The 19,364-nt window shown below is 66.4% G+C and carries 12 protein-coding genes and 1 riboswitch; of the genes, 8 read left to right on the top strand and 4 right to left on the bottom strand.

Annotated elements, in window-relative coordinates:
• Positions 1–7 precede the first annotated feature (7 nt).
• On the bottom strand, positions 8–265 hold the full coding sequence (locus tag AC3A5K_RS16185) for a hypothetical protein (RefSeq protein ID WP_487618583.1): 258 nt from the start codon (positions 263–265) through the stop codon (positions 8–10).
• 50 nt (positions 266–315) lie between these two features.
• On the opposite strand from AC3A5K_RS16185, the gene AC3A5K_RS16180 reads away from it, so the two are divergent.
• From AC3A5K_RS16180 to AC3A5K_RS16155, 6 genes are all read left to right on the top strand, one after another.
• Positions 316–2,121, top strand: a complete 1,806-nt coding sequence (locus AC3A5K_RS16180; RefSeq protein ID WP_487618582.1) for a methyl-accepting chemotaxis protein — start codon at positions 316–318, stop codon at positions 2,119–2,121.
• Between the two features lie 52 nt (positions 2,122–2,173).
• Positions 2,174–2,268, top strand: a riboswitch (TPP riboswitch).
• A 118-nt stretch (positions 2,269–2,386) separates the two neighbouring features.
• Positions 2,387–4,264, top strand: coding sequence for a phosphomethylpyrimidine synthase ThiC (gene thiC / locus AC3A5K_RS16175; protein WP_487618581.1), 1,878 nt, complete (start codon positions 2,387–2,389; stop codon positions 4,262–4,264).
• Between the two features lie 125 nt (positions 4,265–4,389).
• A complete protein-coding gene (locus AC3A5K_RS16170) occupies positions 4,390–4,983 on the top strand; it encodes a DUF4136 domain-containing protein (RefSeq protein ID WP_487618580.1) in 594 nt (197 codons plus the stop codon).
• A 400-nt stretch (positions 4,984–5,383) separates the two neighbouring features.
• Entirely contained in the window at positions 5,384–7,648 is a 2,265-nt protein-coding gene (locus tag AC3A5K_RS16165) for a winged helix-turn-helix domain-containing protein (protein WP_487618579.1), read from the top strand.
• Positions 7,649–7,758: 110 nt separating this feature from the next.
• Positions 7,759–8,616 carry a helix-turn-helix domain-containing protein gene (locus AC3A5K_RS16160; protein WP_487618578.1) on the top strand — a complete coding sequence of 286 codons (858 nt, stop codon included), beginning with the start codon at positions 7,759–7,761 and terminating at the stop codon, positions 8,614–8,616.
• A gap of 193 nt (positions 8,617–8,809) precedes the next feature.
• Complete coding sequence (locus tag AC3A5K_RS16155; protein ID WP_487618639.1) at positions 8,810–11,707, top strand: TonB-dependent receptor plug domain-containing protein; 2,898 nt, start codon at positions 8,810–8,812, stop codon at positions 11,705–11,707.
• A gap of 342 nt (positions 11,708–12,049) precedes the next feature.
• On the opposite strand, the gene AC3A5K_RS16150 is transcribed toward AC3A5K_RS16155, so the two are convergent.
• Complete coding sequence (locus tag AC3A5K_RS16150) at positions 12,050–13,159, bottom strand: HDOD domain-containing protein (protein ID WP_487618577.1); 1,110 nt, start codon at positions 13,157–13,159, stop codon at positions 12,050–12,052.
• A 128-nt stretch (positions 13,160–13,287) separates the two neighbouring features.
• The gene (gene ppa, locus AC3A5K_RS16145) at positions 13,288–13,818 is read right to left on the bottom strand and encodes an inorganic diphosphatase (protein ID WP_487618638.1); all 531 of its coding nucleotides are present in this window, start codon (positions 13,816–13,818) and stop codon (positions 13,288–13,290) included.
• A 195-nt stretch (positions 13,819–14,013) separates the two neighbouring features.
• Here ppa and AC3A5K_RS16140 point away from each other — a divergent pair, with 195 nt between their 5' ends.
• On the top strand, positions 14,014–15,573 hold the full coding sequence (locus AC3A5K_RS16140; protein ID WP_487618576.1) for a M91 family zinc metallopeptidase: 1,560 nt from the start codon (positions 14,014–14,016) through the stop codon (positions 15,571–15,573).
• A 260-nt stretch (positions 15,574–15,833) separates the two neighbouring features.
• Positions 15,834–16,370 (top strand): hypothetical protein, encoded by a 537-nt coding sequence (locus AC3A5K_RS16135; protein ID WP_487618575.1) that lies wholly within the window; start codon positions 15,834–15,836, stop codon positions 16,368–16,370.
• 647 nt (positions 16,371–17,017) lie between these two features.
• Here the strand turns inward: AC3A5K_RS16135 and AC3A5K_RS16130 are convergent.
• Positions 17,018–19,069: a sodium-translocating pyrophosphatase gene (locus AC3A5K_RS16130; protein WP_487618574.1), complete on the bottom strand. Its 2,052-nt coding sequence runs from the start codon at positions 19,067–19,069 to the stop codon at positions 17,018–17,020.
• Positions 19,070–19,364: the final 295 nt, after the last annotated feature.

The raw sequence follows: 19,364 nt of genomic DNA, 5'->3' as shown, positions 1-19,364 counted from the left end.
GGTCAGATCAACTGGCGGCGCACGTCCACATCCCGGGGCCGGTGGTACCGGTGCCGGTGCGGGTGGTCGTGGTAATGGTCACCGTCACGACACGCGCGATCGCCGCGCGCGCCGACGCACCGGCATGACCGGTGGCGAGGCTGCAGAGCGAGTGCGTGGTGCGATGCATCATGTCCGCAGAACAGCATGGCGCTTTGCGCGGTGTCAACAGTTCGATCTGAAACCGACGCCCGGCGCGCGTGCCCGGTGCATCGACCCGGCTCAACTCGCCGGGTTCTCCGCCGCTAAGGAAACGGGGCGGAAGCGCAGCGGAAGATGATCATGTCGGAGTGCGGGAACATCGCAGGTGCTCGCGTGATCGACGGTTTGCCGGATGCGCCGGTGGGCCTGCTGCGTCTGGCCGGCGACGGCCGTATCGTCGCAGCGAACGCCGCCGCGCGCGATCTGCTGGGCCTGGACGCCAGACCGGATGCCGGTTGGCCGGCGCCCTGGGGTATTCCGCGCGATGCCCTGCAGGGTGCGGACGGCGTCTGGATCGCGCCCGGCGACGATCCCGCGCGCCGGCTGCGCTACCGACGCGACGGCGAAGGGTGGCTGGTGTCGCTGCCGCACGCCGAAACGGCCGCCTTGCTGCGCGACCACGCCCATCGGAGCGCAGGCGCGGCCGTGCTGTCGATGCCGGTCGCCGACACCGCGCCGACGGACGATGCGCGCCGTCTGCTGGCCCGGGTCGGCGCCGGCCTCGCCGCGTGCGATCTGGATCTGGATCTGGACGGCGGTGGCGCACTGGCCTCGGACTGCCGCCTGTCCGCGGGCTTCGGCAATCTGACCGAGGCCATCCGGCAAGCCGTGTCGTTGTCGGTGGAGATTGCCGGCGCCGTACCGAAGGTCGTCGAAGACAACGATCGGCTGGTGCAGCAGTCGCAGGCGCAGGTCGATGCCCTGGTCGACGTGATGGCCGCGAGCCGTCGCCTGCTGGAAGGTGTGCAGGCGGCCGCGACCGAGCTGACAGCCGTCCGCGCCGAAGCCGCGCACGCCGATGCCAGCGTGCGCGCCGGTCGCGAGGCGGCGACCGGTCTGGCGGAGGCGATCCTCGAGGTGGAGCGCCGGGTCACGCGGGCAACCGAAGTGATCGCGGTGATCGACGCCGTGTCGATGCAGACCAACCTGCTGTCGGTCAACGCAGGCATCCAGGCCGCGCACGCCGGTCCGGCGGGGCGCGGTTTCGCGGTCGTGGCCACCGAAATCCGCTTGCTCGCCGAGCGCGCGGCCAAGGCGTCGCGGGAAGTGCGCGGCATCGTCGAAGACACGGTCGCCGCGCTGGGCGACGGCACGGCCTCCGCGCAGCAGACCGGGCAGGTGCTGGCGGATGTCGGCGGCCTGCTGGCGCGCGCGGGCGGCGCGATGGCATCAGTCGCAAGCCGCATCGGCGCGCAGGACGCCGAGATTCTCGCGATCGACCAGGCGGTGGAACATGTTACTGGCCTGGGACGGAGCAACCTCGAGCGCGCCGCGCGCGTGGCCGAGCGCAGCGAAGCCCTGGGTCGCAGCGTCGCCGAACTGCAGGACTGCGTGGGCCTGTTCAAGCTGCCGGCCGATCCGATGCGCGTCGCACGGCATGCGCAGGTGCGGGATCTGGCGCGCATCACTGCGGCGGAGATCGGCCGCGCGCTGGACGCGGCGGTCGCGCGCGGCGACATCGGTATCGATGCCTTGTTCGACCGCACCTACACGCCTGTGCCGGGGATCGAGCCGCCGCGGTTCCGCACTGCGTTCGATGCCGTGTGCGACCGGCTGTTGCCCGCATTGCAGGAGCCCGTGCTCGACGCGCACCCGTGGGTCGCCTTCGCGATTTGCGCCAACCCCGATGGCTATGTGCCGACGCACAATCTGCGCTTCTCCAAACCGCTCACGGGCCGTCGCGAAATCGACCTCGTCGGCAACCGCACCAAGCGTATCTTTGGCGACCGCGTGGGCCGCAGCGTCGGCGCACACACCGATCCCTGGCGGCTGCAGGTCTACCGGCGCGATACCGGCGAGATCATGTTCGACCTGTCGGCGCCGGTGTTCGTGCAGGGCCGACACTGGGGCGGCTTTCGCCTGGGCTACGCGCTGGATTGACGCGTGCGTGGGCACCTGCGCTGGTGCGACCTCCGCTTTCGCGGTCTAATGCGGGCAGAAGCGGGGGTACCGGCGTCGCCGGTTGAGACAGTCCCTTCGAACCTGATCCGGTTGATACCGGCGTAGGGAAGCTTCGCAGGACCCACCGCAGAACCGTCTTTCGCATCTCCATGCGGCGGTTGCTGCGTCAGGCCCGCGCCGCCGCTTCGTCCGCGAGAAGGAGAGCCCGCCCTCGGGCTCCCGTCGCCACCACAGGACGAATGCCATGAATGCCGTGCCTTCCACGCTGCTGCAGCAGACCGACCAGCTCTCCGAATCGGTGACGCGCCCGATCCCGGGCTCGCGCAAGATCCACGTCAAGGGCTCGCGCCCGGACCTGCGCGTCGCGATGCGCGAGATCGTGCAGACGCGTACGCCGACACTGTTCGGCGGCGAGGAGAATCCGCCGATCACGGTCTACGATCCGTCGGGCCCATACACCGATCCGGACGTGACGATCGATCTCGCTGCGGGCCTCGCGCCGCTGCGCGCGCGCTGGATCGAAGAACGCGGCGACACCGAGGCGCTTTCGGCTTTGAGTTCGGCATTCGGCCGCGGCCGCGAACACGACCCGAAGCTCGCGCATGTGCGTTTTCCGTCGCGCACGCTGCCGCGCGTGGCGAAGGCCGGCGCCAACGTCACCCAGATGCATTACGCACGCCGCGGCATCGTGACGCCGGAGATGGAATACGTCGCGATCCGCGAGAACCAGCGCCTTGAGCTGGTGCGCGATGCGCTGCTGCGCCAGCAGCATCCGGGTGAGGCCTTCGGCGCGAACATCCAGCAGGTGATCACGCCGGAGTTCGTGCGCGACGAGATCGCCCGCGGCCGCGCGATCCTGCCCAACAACATCAACCATCCCGAAAGCGAGCCGATGATCATCGGCCGCAACTTCCTGACCAAGATCAACGCCAACATCGGCAACAGCGCGGTGTCGTCGGGCATCGCCGAGGAAGTGGAGAAGCTGGTGTGGTCGATCCGCTGGGGCGGCGACACGGTGATGGACCTGTCGACCGGCAAACACATCCACGAGACGCGCGAGTGGATCATCCGCAACTCGCCGGTGCCGATCGGCACGGTGCCGATCTACCAGGCGCTGGAGAAAGTGGACGGCCGCGCCGAGGAACTCACCTGGGAGATCTTCCGCGACACGCTGATCGAACAGGCGGAGCAGGGCGTCGACTACTTCACGATCCACGCCGGCGTGCTCTTGCGCTACGTGCCGCTGACCGCGAAGCGCGTCACCGGCATCGTGTCGCGTGGTGGTTCGATCATGGCCAAGTGGTGCCTCGCGCATCACCGCGAGAGCTTCCTCTACGAGCACTTCGAGGACATCTGCGAGATCATGAAGGCCTACGACGTGGCCTTCTCGCTCGGTGACGGCCTGCGCCCGGGCTGCATCGCCGATGCCAACGACGCCGCGCAGTTTGGCGAGCTGGAGACGCTGGGCGAACTCACGAAGATCGCGTGGAAGCACGACATCCAGACCATGATCGAAGGCCCCGGCCACGTGCCGATGCAGCTGATCAAGGAGAACATGGACAAGCAGCTGCGCGAGTGCGGCGAGGCGCCGTTCTACACGCTCGGCCCGCTGACCACCGATATCGCGCCGGGCTACGACCACATCACCAGCGCGATCGGCGCGGCGATGATCGGCTGGTTCGGCACCGCGATGCTCTGCTATGTGACGCCGAAGGAGCACCTGGGCCTGCCGAACCGCGAGGACGTGCGCGACGGGATCATGGCCTACAAGATCGCCGCGCACGCGTCCGATCTCGCCAAGGGCCATCCCGGCGCGCAGGTGCGCGACAACGCGCTGAGCAAGGCGCGCTTCGAGTTCCGCTGGCAGGACCAGTTCCATCTCGGCCTCGATCCCGAAAAGGCCGAAGCCTTCCACGACGAGACGCTGCCCAAGGACGCGCACAAAGCCGCGCATTTCTGCTCCATGTGCGGACCGCACTTCTGCTCGATGAAGATCACCCAGGACGTGCGCGAATACGCCGCGGAGCAAGGCGTCGCGGATGCCGACGCCATCCAGGCCGGCATGGCCGAAAAATCGGCCGAATTCCGCGCCCAGGGTGCCGAGGTCTATCGACCCGGCTAAGGTGAACGGGGCGGTGGCTGAATCGTTGCCCCCGCACTCGCATCCGGTAGACCGGTCCCGGCGTATGTTCAGGACCGGTATCGAGGCAGCGCCTCACGATCCGCCAGTCAACAGGGAGATCCGATATGAACACCTCCAAACGCGTCGCCGCCTGGCTCGTGACGCTGTGCAGCCTCGCGCTGCTCGCCGGTTGCGCCACCGGCCCCCGCATCACCACCGAGGCCGATCCGCGCGCCGACTTCTCGTCCTATCGCACGTGGTCGTTCTACACACCGCTGGCGATCGAAAGCGAAGGCTACGAAACCCAGACCAGCGCGCTCGCCAAGGCGGCGGTGCGCGCCGAGATGGAGCGTCGTGGTTACACCTACAGCGAGTCGAATCCCGATCTCTGGGTCAACATCAACGCCTACCTGGAGAGCCGGACCGACGTCACCAGCTATCCGACGGTGGATTACGGCTACTACTACAGCTATCGCCACCGGGCCTACTTCTCGGTGCCGTACTGGAACGAGCGCACGCAGGTCTACCGCTACACGGAGGGCACGATGAACGTCGATCTGGTCGATGCGCGGCAGAAGCGGCTCGTCTGGGAAGGCATCGCGGTTGGCCGGGTGGCCAATCTCCGCCCGGATCAGCGTGCGCAGCGCATCAATTCGACGATTTCGGAGATTTTTGCGAACTATCCGCATCAGGCGGGGATGCGCACCGGCGCCCTCTGAGGCGTAAGGGCGCTCTGAGGTGCGAGGGCGGAGCTGAAGCGTTTCTGAAGAGGCGGGCCATCCGGCCCGCCTCTTTTGTCTGCAGTGATCTCTTTTCGAGATGACCTCGCACCGAGTTACGGCCTCTGAACTGAGCGCGTGATCGGGTAGACGTGTTGGATGCTGGACTTTTGCCAACACCTGGAGTGATCACGGAGCGGACTGCAGAATGCGCGTCTTCGGGCTCATTTGCACTCTCGCGGCGCTGGCGGGCTGGCTATGGTCCTGAATGTGTCAGGAACTTTGCACAATCGGTCCGGGCTCTTGTGCTGAGTTCAGTTTGCGTTGGCTATCGTGTGCGCCGAGTCAGTTCGGCCCTCCGATGTCCTTGTCCAACCAATCCGCTGACGACCAGGCGCCCATGCGGCTTCTGGTAGGTGCCGGCACGGTGGATTTCGCCACGCGCGAGATCTACATGCCCGATGCACGAGACGCTGCGCGCGTAACGCCGAAGGCGATTGCGGTGCTGCGTCTGCTCGTCCAGGCGCAGGGGGGCGTGCTGACACGCACTGATCTCTTGGCGCGCGCCTGGCCCGATACGATGCCGGGCGACGATGTGCTGACGCAGGCCGTGACCCAGCTGCGCAAGGCGTTCGGCGCCGGCAGCGTGAGCGCCGCCGAAGGCCGTCGCTACATCGAGACGATCGCGAAGACCGGATACCGCCTTACGGTGCCTGTGGAAGCACTGGATCCGCCCGAAGCGCCCTTCATGCCCCGTGTCACTGATCCTGCGTTCCTGGCGATCCCGCTGGCGGACGGGGTGACCGGGTCGCCAGCGGCCCGCGCTGACACCAGGCCGAAGGCACGCTGGCTGCTCGGCATCGCCACGTTGGCGCTGCTGGTGGGCACCGCGACGGGCATGTTCCTGGTCTCCGAGCCCTCGCCGGCGTCTGGCGCCCGCGCGGAGGTCCTGGCCGGCCCCGGCCGCCCTTATCGCCTGATCACCAATTCCGCAGGTTTCGAGCTGTCCCCGACCTTGTCGCCGGACGCGTCGATGGTGGCCTATTCCGCGTCGCCTTCCGCCGAGGATGGCCGCGACAGTGCGGCGATCCTGGTGCAGACAACCACCAGCGCGGCGCCGCGCGTGCTGAGCCGGCCCGGCCCGGGTGAGCGTGATGACCTGCCTGCGTGGTCGCCGAACGGACGCGAGATCGCGTTCTCCCGGCGCAGCGACGACGGCAGCTGCCGGGTGTTGCTGGTTGCTGCGACCGGCGCCGGCGACGAACGTGAGGTGGCGCGCTGTGACGACAGCGAGCTGCTGAGTTTCGACTGGCTGCCCGATGGCAGCGGTCTCCTGTTCGGCACCATGACCGGCGCGGCAGACGGCGGCCGCATGCGTGTCCTCAGCCCCAGTGACGGACGCTGGCGCGAACTCGATTACCCGGCCGCCCCAGGCGATCTGGACTTCGGCCCGAAGGTCTCTCCTGACGGACGCTGGATCGCCTTCCTGCGCAACCCGCAGATGGGCGACGTGTGGCGGATCCCGGTGGAGGGTGGGGAAGCCGAACAGCTGACCCGTCTCGGCGCCGAGATGCGCGGACTGAGCTGGGCGCCCGACAGTCGGGGCGTGGTCTTCGGCATCCGCGTCGATCACGAGTCGCGCCTGTATCACCTGGATGCGGACACCGGCGAGTTCGCCGATCTGGGCATTGAGGATGCGCAGATGCCCGCGATCTCGGCGCAGACCGGCATGCTCGCCTTCGTGCACCGGCGTCCGCATTTCGGCCTGCATCGAGTCGATCCGGCCACCGGCGAAAGCGCAGCGCTGTTTGCTTCATCCGGACGCGATACCCAGCCTTCGGTCGCGCCCGACGGCGAGCAGATGGTCTTCAGTTCCGACCGCGCGGGACGCTTCGAACTCTGGTGGGGCGATCTGCGTCGCCCCGCATCGCTCCGGCCGATCGACGGCGTGCGACCGGATACGCGGCAGGTCGCGACCTGGTCACAGGACAGCCGACGCTTGCTCGTCTCTGTGCTGGACGCGCAGGGCGCGCCGTCGATCGTGGAAATCGAGCCGGCGACCGGGCATGCAGAACGCGTGGCGATTCCCGGCGAGCGCCCCATGCAGGCGGTCTACGGCCCCGACGGACGCGTGCTGGTCGTCGAAGAGGACGGCGAAGGGCGCACCGCGCTGATCGCCTATGCGCGTGACGACTGGCGTGTCCTCGGCCGCATCGACGGCGTCTCGCAGGTGCGCTTCGACGCGGCGCATGGACGCGTGCTGTACACGCGTTTCGATGGCAACGGATTGTGGGCGACCGATGCGGATCTGTCCGAAGCCGCGGTTGTCCAGCTCAGTGACCGGCTGCCGAGTCGATGGCGTTATCGCATGTGGTCGTTGTCGCCGGATGGTCGCGTGGCGTATCTCGACGGGGACGCCGGGTGCCGCTCGCGGCTGTCGCTTTTTACTGTCGGGCCGGTGGATCTCAAGCCTCATCCGGTGCATTGCCTGTCCACCGGACATCGAAGCGCGACCAACGGATTCAGCGCTGCGGGCACCCACTGGATGGTCTCCGTGGCTTCCGAGGATGGAACGGATATCGGATTCATGCCGTTGCCGTTCAAACAGAACGACCAGGAGAGCGTCGCCAAGTGGTTGTTGTCACTGAGAAAAAAGGTTTCGTAATTTCTTCGGGTCGTACCGGGCAACAATTTCGGCAAAGTCTTGGCGCGCTTTCGGGCAAGCCGGCGAGCAGGTCGGCATAACACCTGCCTCTGAAGGCAAATGGTGTGCGCATGCAAGCTCCCGTCTGGTCGGCCCGTGGCCATGTGTTGCAATTCGAATCGATCGACGATGCGTCTGCGCAATGCGTCGGGGCGGCGCGACTCGGCGCCATCCAGATGTCGGCACCGGTCTTCAATATCTGGGTGCAGGTGCGTGGCGATGGCTGGATCGAATCCCGCGAGGGTCGCTTCCGCATGCGCCGCGGCGACTGGATGGCGTTCGAGAAGGAATCGACTCCGCTGATCCAGGCCGGTCCGCGTGGCGTCTGCATCGGCGTCGCGCTGGATGCCCGTGCGCTCGACAGCCTGCAGGCGCTCAACGATGGCAGCCTGTACGCCGGTCGCGGTCGTCTGCCGTCCCAGGAACTCCGGATGCTGCTGCGCCTGTGGCGCGAGGCCTCGGTCGCAGACGATGACGGCGTCGCCATTCGGCCGCTGCTGCTCCAGCTGGCGGCGGTGCAGCGGGATCTCGCTGCGCGCGTGCGGCGCTGCCCGGGTCGCTCGCGTACGCGCAAGCGCCAAGTGTTCGGCCGCATGCAGCGCGCGCGCCTCTATCTGGAAGGCCATAGCGACCGTGTCGTGCGGATCAGTGAACTCGCCGACCTGACCAGCTTCTCGAGCTGGTACTTCTCCAAGGCGTTCCATGCGCTGTATGACGAAAGCCCGCAGGCACTGTCGGTGCGTTTGAGGCTGGAACGCGCAGGACTGCTGCTGCGGACCACGTCGATGATGATCGGTGAAGTCGCCGCTGCAACCGGTTTCGATAACTGCTGCAGCTTCGCGAGGGCGTTCAAGAGCCATCATGGAATGCCGGCAAGCCGATACCGCACTGCACATGCAGTCAAACCCGCTGCCGCCAGCGCGAGCTGAGCTGATCCAGCCCTGAAGTCTGTTGCGCCGCGATGACGGAGTTCCCGCATCGCGGCGTTTTCGTGTGTGGCGCCACATTCGGCACAGACACCAACCGCCACCCGCAAGGCATGAACAGAGGGTGCAGTCGTACCGTGCTGAAGGCGTTTTTAACGCGTCAGTAACGCAACACACACTCTGGAGAGAGAACTTGATGAATCTTCGCACTCCCGCATTGCGGAAGGGGCTCCTGCCCATCGCAGTGTTGACGGCCCTCGTGCCGGCGGCCGTGTCCGCCCAGGAACAGGCAACCGCCACTGGTGCCACCACGCTCGACCGCATCCAGGTCACCGGCTCGCGCATCCGCAAGGTCGACGTCGAGAACGCACAGCCGATCCAGACGATCTCGCGCACCGAGATCGAGAACCAGGGTTTCCAGTCCATCGGCGACATCCTGCAGAACATCGCTGCGACGGGCAGCCCGGCGCTCAGCCGTTCCAACCCGCTTTCGTCGGGCGAGAGCCCGGGCGGTACCTACGTCGACCTGCGCAACCTTGGTCCCGAGCGTACGCTTGTGCTGCTCAATGGCCGACGCCTGGGCGTCAACAATGATGGCCTGCAGGATCTCGCGACGATTCCGTCGTCGATGGTCGAACGCATTGAAGTGCTGAAGGACGGTGCCTCGTCGTTGTATGGTTCCGACGCGGTTGCCGGTGTGATCAACGTGATCACCCGCCGCAACTTCGACGGCGCGGAGGCCAATGCTTACTACGGTCAGTACGGCCAGGGCGACGGCGCAGTGCAGTCGTTTGACTTCACCATTGGTTCGCAGGGCGAGCGCAGCTCCATCGTGTTCGGCGCACAGTACGACAAGGAGGATCCGGTCTGGGCACGCGACCGTGCCTTCTCGCGTTTCTCTGACCCGGGTCAGGACGAGAGCTGGAACTACACCACCGTGGGTGCGATCGGCAACATCCGCAACCCGGACCGCAGCGAAGACGCGCCGGCATGGCTGGTGCTGCGTGACGGCGGTGATCCGAGCAACCTGGCTGACTACCGGCCGCAGGTCAATCCGGGCGGCGGCGTCATCGGCGACACCAGCAATGCCGCTGAGCAGATGATGCTCAAAACCGGCATGGAGCGTACGTCGATCTTCACGAGTGCGGATTTCGATCTCACGGACAATCTCCGCCTCGTGACCGACGCCAGCTTCAACCGCCGTGAGACCAGCGTGCAGGTTGCGGGTTATCCGCTGCAGAGCGGTGCGGTGGATGTGCAGACGCCGATGAGCGCCGACAGCTACTTCAATCCCACCGGTGACGTGCTCGACTTCCGTCGTCGTGGCACCGAAGTGCCACGCACGACTGATCGTCGTCTCGACACCTATCGTTTCGGCGCGTCCCTCGAAGGCTCGTTCGAGGCAGGTGATCGCTTCTTCGACTGGGATGCCGGCTACCTCTTCACCCGCGGCGATGCGACGATCCGCGGACAGGGCGACTTCAACAAGCTCGCCGTGCGTGAGGCGGTCGGTCCGTCGTTCCTCAACGCTGATGGGGTTGTACAGTGCGGCACGGCAGACAGCCCGATCGCGCTGGCTAACTGCACCCCGTGGAGCCCGGTGCTGAGCGAAGGCCCGAACTCGTTGGCCAATCCGGATATCCAGCGCCGTTTCTTCCTGATGGAAAACGCGACGTCGGAGACGACGACTCACAACTACTTCGCGAACTTCAGCGGCACCCTGGCCACCCTGCCGGCCGGCGACCTCAGCTTCGCGACCGGCTTGGAGAACCGCCGCGTGAGCGGTCGTTACTCGCCCGACGCGTTCGCACAGACCGGTAATTCGACCAATCTCGCGTCACAGGAGACCAGCGGCGGCTACAGCGTCAACGAGGCTTACCTTGAGCTCGACATCCCGCTGCTGGCGGATCTGCCGGGCGCGCAGGAATTGGCGATTAACGTTGCCAGCCGTTACTCGGATTACGACGTTTTCGGCGACACCACCAACAGCAAGGCGAGCTTCCGCTGGCGCCCGATCGAAGATCTGCTGGTCCGCGGTACTTGGGCCGAAGGTTTCCGCGCGCCGGCTGTGTCCGACCTGTACGGTGGCATTGGTCAGACCTTTGATCGCTACACGGACCCCTGCGACACCGTCAGCGGTTCCGCAGCGAGCAATGCCGCGGTCTATGAGCGCTGTGCAGCTGCGATCGCGGGCTATGCGGGCTTCACCTATGCGGACGATGAAGACGGCAACGTTGGTTACCAGCAGACCGGACAGGGCGGCCTGCTCGCCTATGGTGGCCAGACCGGTACGCCCTTCCTCAGCGGTTCCAACGCAGACCTGACGCCGGAGCGTTCGGTCAGCCGTTCGCTTGGTCTGGTGTACAGCCCGCAGTTCGTCAACGGACTCGGCGTGTCGCTCGACTGGTGGAAGACCCGCATTGACAACGTCGTGACCGCGTTCAGCGCGTCGGGAATCCTGACCGATTGCTATGTCTACGATATCGCGTCGCAGTGCGACTTCTTCACTCGTGACGAAGCAACCGGCACAGTGGACGATCTGACCCGTCTGGGTCGCAACGCGGGTTACTGGGAAGTCGAGGGTTACGACTTCGAGGTCAACTACGTGCTGCCTGCCACCAGCGTCGGCAACTTCGGGGTGAACTGGGCGACAACGTACTACAGCGACTTCGACATCAAGTCCGACAACACCGACAACACCACGCCGCGTCCGCAGGTCGGTTTTGGTGGCACGTTCCGCACGCGTTCGGTCGCAACCCTGAACTGGGATAACGGTGACTTCGGCGCCAGCTGGACGGCCCGTTACTTCTCCGGCGTCAAGGAGCAGTGCTACTACAGCAACACCTGCAACATGCTGGGCTACATCGATCGTGACGGCATCGCGCAGGCGCAGAACAAGACCGGCTCCAACACGTTCAACGACGTGCAGGTCCGCTGGAACGCGCCTTGGAACGCGACTGTTTCGGCAGGCGTGAACAACGTCTTTGATCGCGTCGGTCCGCTGATGTACACCCAGCCGAACAGCGGCTTCTCCTATCAGGGCAGTTTTGACATCGGTCGTTTCATGTACATGAAGTACCAGCAGCGCTTCTGATCGCTTCGGTGATCCAGTGATGCAGAAAGGCGGGCCTTCGGGCCCGCCTTTTTTTGTGCCGGGTCCTGCAGATGCATGAGGGTAGGCGGACAAATGGCACCGCGGGCCAGACGTTTCGCGCACGTTCCATCAATGCGCACGCGTGCGCGTCATCGCCGGATCCGCGTGTCGGAAACCTGCGTCTGGCGCGGCCGGCGTTTAGATCTCTGGAGGCCGCTTCATGCAGTCAGGTGCCCAGAAAAGCCCCGCGCATCATCCCGATCAAGCGGACACGACAACGCGCACCGGCCGCCGTGAAGCGGACAGTGCCGACTGCAAAAGGGTCGTTGGTCGAGCCCGCCGTCAGGCGGGCTGGGTGTCCTCGACGCCGCGCAGGCGATCGGCCTGTGCGCGCCAGCCGTCGAGCTTGTCGAGTACGCCGGTGCGCTGCAGATAATCCTCGCGCACGGGTTCGCCGGCGGCGAGTGCAGTGGCGACATGGACCGCGCCGGTGACCCAGAAGCTGCGGGTGCCGGCGCGCGCGGGATCGCGCTGGAACGCGACGGCCTCGATGATCGGCATCGGCAGGCCCCACAGGCCCAGCAGATAGGCACCGGCTTCGGTATGGCCCGGCGCATCGGCAGGCTGGGTGTCGGCCGGGGCACGCTCATCCCGGATGCCCGGCAGCAACAGGCCGATGTCGGCCAGCAGGGCGGCGGTGGCGCCGAGCTCGGCGCTGGATTCGGGCAGCATGCGGCGGGCGAGCTGCGAGGCGACCAGTGCGCGCTGCTGCATTGCGGGCCGGTCGAGATCACCACGCGCGGAATGCGCGAAGACTTCGCTGGCCAGCACCAGGTCGCGCATCGTCGCCATGCCGAGCCGGGTCACGGCCGAGCGCAGGTCGGTGATGGTGCGGCCGGCGGAGAAATACGCCGAGTTGCACAGCTGCAGGACCTTGGCCGCGATCGCGGGATCCCCTGAAATCAGCTGCGCGATGTCGTTGGCCGTGGTGTCGTCGTCGGCTTCCAGCGCGTGTGCCAGCGCCAGATAGGTCTGCGGCGGCGACGGCAGTTTTTCGATCTGACCGATGCGCTCGCGCAGGGCCGGATTGTCGAGCAGCTCGCGCAGTTCCTCGAGGCTGCCGATCGCTTCCAGCAGCTGCGCCTCGCCGACGGGCAGCGGCAGGAACCGGTGGGCCAGCGACAGCACGCGCGCGGGCGGCTGACCGCCGAACACGGCGATGCGCGAGGTTTCAGGGCGCAGCGTGCGGATCTGGCCGAGCAGCGTGGCGACCGGCATGTCCGGCAGCGTCGGCGCGACCACCACGACATCCTGCGGCGCGTCGGCGATCAAAGCCGTGGCGGTGGTGCCGTCGATGGCGCGCTGGACCTGCCAGCCGTCATCCATGTCGGCCACGAGGGCGATGAGATCGGACGGCAGGCTGTCTTCGCCGCCCACGAACAGAATACGCACGATGGAAATCCCCTGAGCGCCGCGGCACCCACCCGGTGGCGTCGGCTCGCAACGATAGTAGCAACCACGCCGCCCCGGTATCGGGCGGCGTGTCGCGAACTGTGACGGCGGCGACGCCGCCGTGGCGCTTACTCGGCCGCGTAGGCCGCAATCGCCTCATTGAGCAGCGCCTTGGCTTCCGCCGCGTTGCCCCAGCCGCTGATCTTCACCCACTTGCCCTTCTCGAGATCCTTGTAGTGCTCGAAGAAGTGGCCGATGCGCTCGAGCCAATGGGCCGAGACCTTGTCGAGATCGTCGACATGCGCGTAGCCGCCGAACACCTTGTCGACCGGCACCGCAAGGATCTTTTCGTCGCTGCCCGCCTCGTCGGTCATCTTCAGCACGCCGACCGGACGGCAGCGGATCACCGAACCCGGGATCAGCGGCAGCGGCAGCACCACCAGCACGTCGGCCGGGTCGCCGTCACCGCAGACGGTGTTGGGCACGTAGCCGTAGTTGCAGGGATAGCGCATCGGCGTGGACAGGATGCGGTCGACGAAGATCGCGCCGCTTTCCTTGTCGACCTCGTACTTGACCGGCTCGGCGTCCTTCGGGATCTCGATGATGACGTTGATTTCGTCCGGCGGGTTCTTGCCGGTGGGGACGGAGTCCAGGCCCATTGCGATGCACTTCCAGTGGTCGATAAGAACGCCCATTTTACGACCAACGGATGTTGCAGCGCAGAACCGGTGTCGGGCGATGGTTTCGGGTGCAACCGCGGACGCCCGGCCGGACCAAGGGTACGCCCCAGTATGGTCAGGCCATACGCCAGCGTACATATGAGGCCCGACTTTCGCTGACGCAGGCCCGTTCCGATGACCACGCTCGATTCGCTGTCCCCGAACGCCGCTGCCGCCCAGGGCTACTGGCAGAACCCGCTGGCCCCGAACGATACGCATACGCATGACGGTCCGGCGGCCGGCGGCGTCGACGATCATGCCGACATCGGGAGCCTGGACGACGGTCCGGACATCGCCAAGCGGGAAGCGCCCGAGCGCGCGCCCAACGGTGCGATCGGTATCGATGGGGGCAGCACCAACTCCACGGGGCGCACCACCGGCAGCACGCCCGACGGCAAGCCGGTCGTCAGCGACAAGTTGCACAGCGATGCGCAGGTCGACGTGACCCGCGAGCGCACCCAGGCGCAGGGCTACATCAGCCGCGACCAGGTGGTGTTCACCACCGGCACAGGCGACGACAAGGTCGGCGTGAGCCAGCGCGACGACGGCACGCTGGACGTGTCGGTCAACGGCGAAAGCTACGAAGTGCGCCTCGCCGAAGGGCAGGAACTGACCCTGCGCACCGGCGCCGGCAACGACACCATCCAGGTCGCGCCGAACGTCCAGGTTAACGTCGTCGTCGATGCCGGCGACGGCAACAACGACATCAATGTCGAAGGCGACGGCGACAACCGCATCAGCAGCGGCGACGGCGACGACACCATCCGCGCCACCGGCAGCGGCCGCAACGACATCCACACAACCGGCGGCACCAACGAGATCTTCGGCGGCAGCGGCGTCAACGTGATCTACGGCGGCGACGGCAGCGACACCATCCACGCCGGCACCGGTACCAACTACATCGAAGGCGGCCGCGGTAACGATGTGATCCACGGCGGCGGCACGTTCGACATCCTCTCCGCCGGCGGTGGCGATGATGTGGTCAATGTCGGCGATGGCCGTACGACGGTCTATGCCGGCGCAGGCAGCGACACGATCGAAGGCGCGAACGCGCAGACCACGATCTATTCGGAAGCCAGCGACATCGTCAACGCGGCGACGGGCGCGCGCCCGACCGTCGTCAACGTCGAGATCGATAACACCGTCGGCGATCGCGGCGTGCGCGTGCAGGGCTCCGATGCCTTCGTGCAGCGCATGCAGTCCGAACTGGATTTCCTGCGCGCCTCGCCGAACGGCCAGCAGATGATGGCGGAGTTCGACAAGGCCGCCGAGGCCAAGGGCAACACCGTGACGATCCAGGAACTCTCGAACGAGGACAACGGTTACGCCCAGACCTTCAGCAATGACGCCGACATCGTCAACGGCCGCCCGGGCGCTGGCGGTGACGTGACCATCAGCTACAACCCGTCCTTCCACATGGATGCGTTCCCGGCACCGTCGGTGGTGCTGTTCCACGAGATGTCGCATGCCTACAACGGCGTCAACGGTACCTTCCTGCAGGGCACGTATCGCGGCACGGGTCCTGACAATGGCCAGGTGCCCAACGCAGAACGCCAGGCCGTGGGACTGGAGACCAGTGCCACGCCGTATGACTTCGACGGCAGCGGCGCGATCACCCACAATCCGATCCATCTGACCGAGAACGGCATCCGGCGCGAGCTGGGAATGCCCGATCGTCCGAGCTATGCGCTCTGACCCTGGGCCATGACGTGAGGGCGGTGCATGCGTGCACCGCCCCTTTTGTTTGGCGGCGCCTGCATCGGGCGTTGTGACACGCTTCCGGGATCACCGTGCCGATGACTGACTATCCGCGCGCTGTCGTCAGCGCGCCACCCTCACATCTGCGGGACCATGCTGCGTTCCGCAGTGCCGTTGCAGCCGCGTGTCTCGACTGCTCGGTTCTGCCGGCACCGGCGGTGTCCAGCGAGTCCCCAAGTCCTGTCTCGAGGTCTGCAATGTCCCCCAGAGATTCCGCGCGCGCCCACATCGATGCCGAAGGTGTCGCACTGGAAGCAGTGTTCGCGCGCGAAGGCGAGGGTGTGCGTGTCGACTACCGGATCCGCAACACCGGCACGGTGCCGCTGGTCGTGTTCGACCGCGGCGATCGCCATGCGGTGCTGACGAAGCGCATGGTGTCCGGCGCTGTCGGTGTGCCGGCACTGCGCGAATATGCGGGCACGCGCGCGACCCTCTCGCATGTCGCAAGTGCCTTGCCGACGCCTGCACCGACCGTGCCGCCCACGCCGCTTGCGCGCCGTGTCGAGCCAGGCGCGAGCGTCGATGCCACCTTTCGCTTCTCCAATTGGCTCGCCTCGACGCCCGCGCAGGTGCAATGGTGCGTCGGCGTTGGCATCGCCGACGACGCGCGTCTGTTCTCGTCCGACGACAGCGGCGACGTGCAGGTCTGGCAGGCCGACTTCGGCTATGCCGACGACCAGCAGGTGTTGTGCACGCCGTGGTTCGATATGGCGAGTGGGACGTTCGAGCGTTAGAGGTGCGATACGCGCTGCCGCTGCTTGCGCGCGCATCGCGCACGCACCTCGCTGCCGGTCGCGGTCACTGATCCGGTCATCCATTCACCGCCGCGAAAACAGGCGTCCAAGGGCGTGCGCGCGGACATGATGAAAGTCCCTGGATTCCCGCCTTCGCGGGAATGACGATTCCGATGTCCGTGTCCGTGTCCGTGTCCGATGTCCGTTGCCCGATGTCAGGTGTCAGCGAAGCCACGACACCGCTCAGGTTCCCGAAGGAGCGGGGACGAAGAGAATGCTGCGCCCGTCACTCCTGCGAAGGCAGGAGTCCATGGACGTGCGGGCGGACACCATGAAAGTCCTTGGATTCCCGCCTTCGCGGGAATGACGATTCCGATGTCCGATGTCCGATGTTAGGTATCAGGTATCAGGTGTCAGCGAAGCCACGACAGCGATCAGGTTCCGGAAGGAGCGGGGACGAAGAGAACGCTGCCCCGTCACTCCCGCGAAGGCGGGAGTCCATGGACGTGCGGGCGGACACCATGAAAGTCCTTGGATTCCCGCCTTCGCAGGAATGACGATTCCAGTCCGAGTCTTGAGCTGACGGACGGCACCCATCAGATTCCGGACGAAGAAAAACGCGAGGGAACGAGCGGGTCCGGTGTCGACTAGAGCAGCGGCACCAGCAGCAGCGCCACGATATTGATGATCTTGATCAGCGGATTGATCGCCGGCCCCGCGGTGTCCTTGTAGGGATCGCCGACGGTATCGCCGGTCACCGCGGCCTTGTGGGCTTCGCTGCCCTTACCGCCGTGGTGGCCATCCTCGATGTACTTCTTCGCGTTGTCCCAGGCGCCGCCGCCGGTGGTCATCGAGATCGCGACGAACAGGCCGGTGACGATCGTGCCGATCAGCAGGCCGCCGAGCGCCCGGATGCCGGCGCCCGGTCCCATCAGCGCGTTCATGCCGAGCGCGACCACCACCGGCACCAGCACCGGCAGCAGCGAGGGCACGATCATTTCCTTGATCGCTGATTTCGTCAGCATGTCGACCGCGCGCGAGTAGTCGGGTTTCGCGGTGCCGGCCATGATGCCGGGGATCTCGCGGAACTGGCGACGGACTTCTTCGACCACCGCGCCTGCCGCACGACCCACCGCCTCCATCGCCATCGCGCCGAACAGATACGGAATCAGGCCGCCGATGAAGAGGCCGATGATCACCGCCGGATCCGCGAGGTCGAAGCGGAACTCGGTGCCCGGATACTTCGCTTCCAGGTTGTGGGTGAAATCGGCGAACAGCACCAGCGCCGCGAGCGCCGCCGAGCCGATCGCATAGCCCTTGGTCACCGCCTTGGTCGTGTTGCCCACTGCGTCCAGCGGATCGGTGACATCACGGACTTCCGGCGGCAGCTCCGCCATCTCTGCAATGCCGCCGGCGTTGTCGGTGATCGGCCCGTAGGCGTCGAGCGCGACGATCATGCCGGCCATCGACAGCATCGCCGTCGCCGCGATCGCGATGCCGTACAGGCCCGCGAACGAGAAACACGCCCAGATCGCGAAGCACACCGCGATCACCGGCATCGCCGTCGACTTCATCGACACGCCGAGGCCCGCGATGATGTTGGTGCCGTGCCCGGTCGTCGACGCCTGCGCGATGTGCTGCACCGGTGCGTACTGCGTGCCGGTGTAGTACTCGGTGATCCAGACGATCGCGCCGGTCAGCACCAGTCCGATCAGCGCGCACAGATAGAGGTTGGTCGCGCCGTGCGTGTTGTCGGCCATCAGCTGCGTGGTGATCGGCCAGAACAGCGCCGCGGCGATGACGCCCGAGACGATCACGCCCTTGTACAGCGCGCCCATGATCGAGCCGCCCGCCTGCACCTTGACGAAGAACGTGCCGACGATCGACGCCAGGATCGACGCGCCGCCGAGCACCAGCGGATACAGCACGCCGTTCGCACCGACGGTCGGCGCCATCAGGAAGCCGAGCAGCATCGTCGCGATCACCGTCACCGCGTAGGTTTCGAACAGATCGGCTGCCATGCCCGCGCAGTCGCCGACGTTGTCCCCGACGTTGTCGGCGATCACTGCAGGATTGCGCGGGTCGTCCTCGGGAATGCCGGCCTCGACCTTGCCGACGAGATCCGCGCCCACGTCAGCACCCTTGGTGAAGATGCCGCCGCCCAGACGCGCGAAGATCGAGATCAGTGAGCTGCCGAAGGCCAGGCCGACCAGCGCGTGCAACGCGGCTTCGCCGGCGATGCCGAAGTGCGGCAGCACCATCCAGTACCCGGCCACGCCGAGCAGGCCGAGACCGACGACCAGCATGCCGGTGATCGCACCACCGCGGAACGCGACGTCCATCGCCGGTCCGATGCCGCGGCGCGCGGCTTCGGCCGTCCGCACATTGGCCTTCACCGACACGTTCATGCCGATGTAGCCCGCCGCGCCCGACAGCACCGCGCCGAGCAGGAAACCGATGCCGGTCGCCCAGCCCAGGAACACGCCGATCAGCACGAACAGCACGACGCCGACGATGGAGATCGTCAGATACTGTCGATTGAGATACGCGCGGGCGCCTTCCTGGATCGCGCCTGCGATTTCCTGCATCCGTGCGTTGCCGGCAGGTTGCCGGTTGATCCAGCCGGCGGAGATCACGCCGTAGAGAATCGCGATGGCGGCACAGCCCAGTGCCAGCCACAAACCGTGTTGCTCGAGCATGGAAACCCCTCCCAGAGTCGGTATGCCAAGACTGAACAGCGGTGATGCGCGCCGACTATCGCACACGACCCGGCACGACGTGTGCTGCGCCGCGGGGCGGCTTGGATGAGCGGCTGGCTGCGTGTCGGTGCAGCGCTCGAACGGCTGATGAAGGGGACGGCAGGCCGGTTTGAGTGGTGTCGCACAGCAACTTCTTCACTGAATGCGCAGCCAGCGCAGCAGACTGAACCCCGGGCGCGCCGTACGGACTCGCAGGGATGGCAATGACCGCGGCACGACCGCATCATTGAGCCGT

This window comes from Luteimonas sp. Soil_C_5 (genome assembly GCF_057656615.1).
This window is presented reverse-complemented; position numbering and strand designations above follow the sequence as displayed.

Bases quoted from the DNA above. Each gene is read 5' to 3' on its own strand.
- AC3A5K_RS16180 (WP_487618582.1), top strand. From the start codon at position 316: ATGATCATGTCGGAGTGCGGGAACATCGCAGGTGCTCGCGTGATCGAC.
- thiC (WP_487618581.1), top strand. From the start codon at position 2,387: ATGAATGCCGTGCCTTCCACGCTGCTGCAGCAGACCGACCAGCTCTCC.
- AC3A5K_RS16170 (WP_487618580.1), top strand. From the start codon at position 4,390: ATGAACACCTCCAAACGCGTCGCCGCCTGGCTCGTGACGCTGTGCAGC.
- AC3A5K_RS16165 (WP_487618579.1), top strand. From the start codon at position 5,384: ATGCGGCTTCTGGTAGGTGCCGGCACGGTGGATTTCGCCACGCGCGAG.
- AC3A5K_RS16160 (WP_487618578.1), top strand. From the start codon at position 7,759: ATGCAAGCTCCCGTCTGGTCGGCCCGTGGCCATGTGTTGCAATTCGAA.
- AC3A5K_RS16155 (WP_487618639.1), top strand. From the start codon at position 8,810: ATGAATCTTCGCACTCCCGCATTGCGGAAGGGGCTCCTGCCCATCGCA.
- ppa (WP_487618638.1), bottom strand. From the start codon at position 13,818: ATGGGCCTGGACTCCGTCCCCACCGGCAAGAACCCGCCGGACGAAATC.
- AC3A5K_RS16140 (WP_487618576.1), top strand. From the start codon at position 14,014: ATGACCACGCTCGATTCGCTGTCCCCGAACGCCGCTGCCGCCCAGGGC.
- AC3A5K_RS16135 (WP_487618575.1), top strand. From the start codon at position 15,834: ATGTCCCCCAGAGATTCCGCGCGCGCCCACATCGATGCCGAAGGTGTC.
- AC3A5K_RS16130 (WP_487618574.1), bottom strand. From the start codon at position 19,069: ATGCTCGAGCAACACGGTTTGTGGCTGGCACTGGGCTGTGCCGCCATC.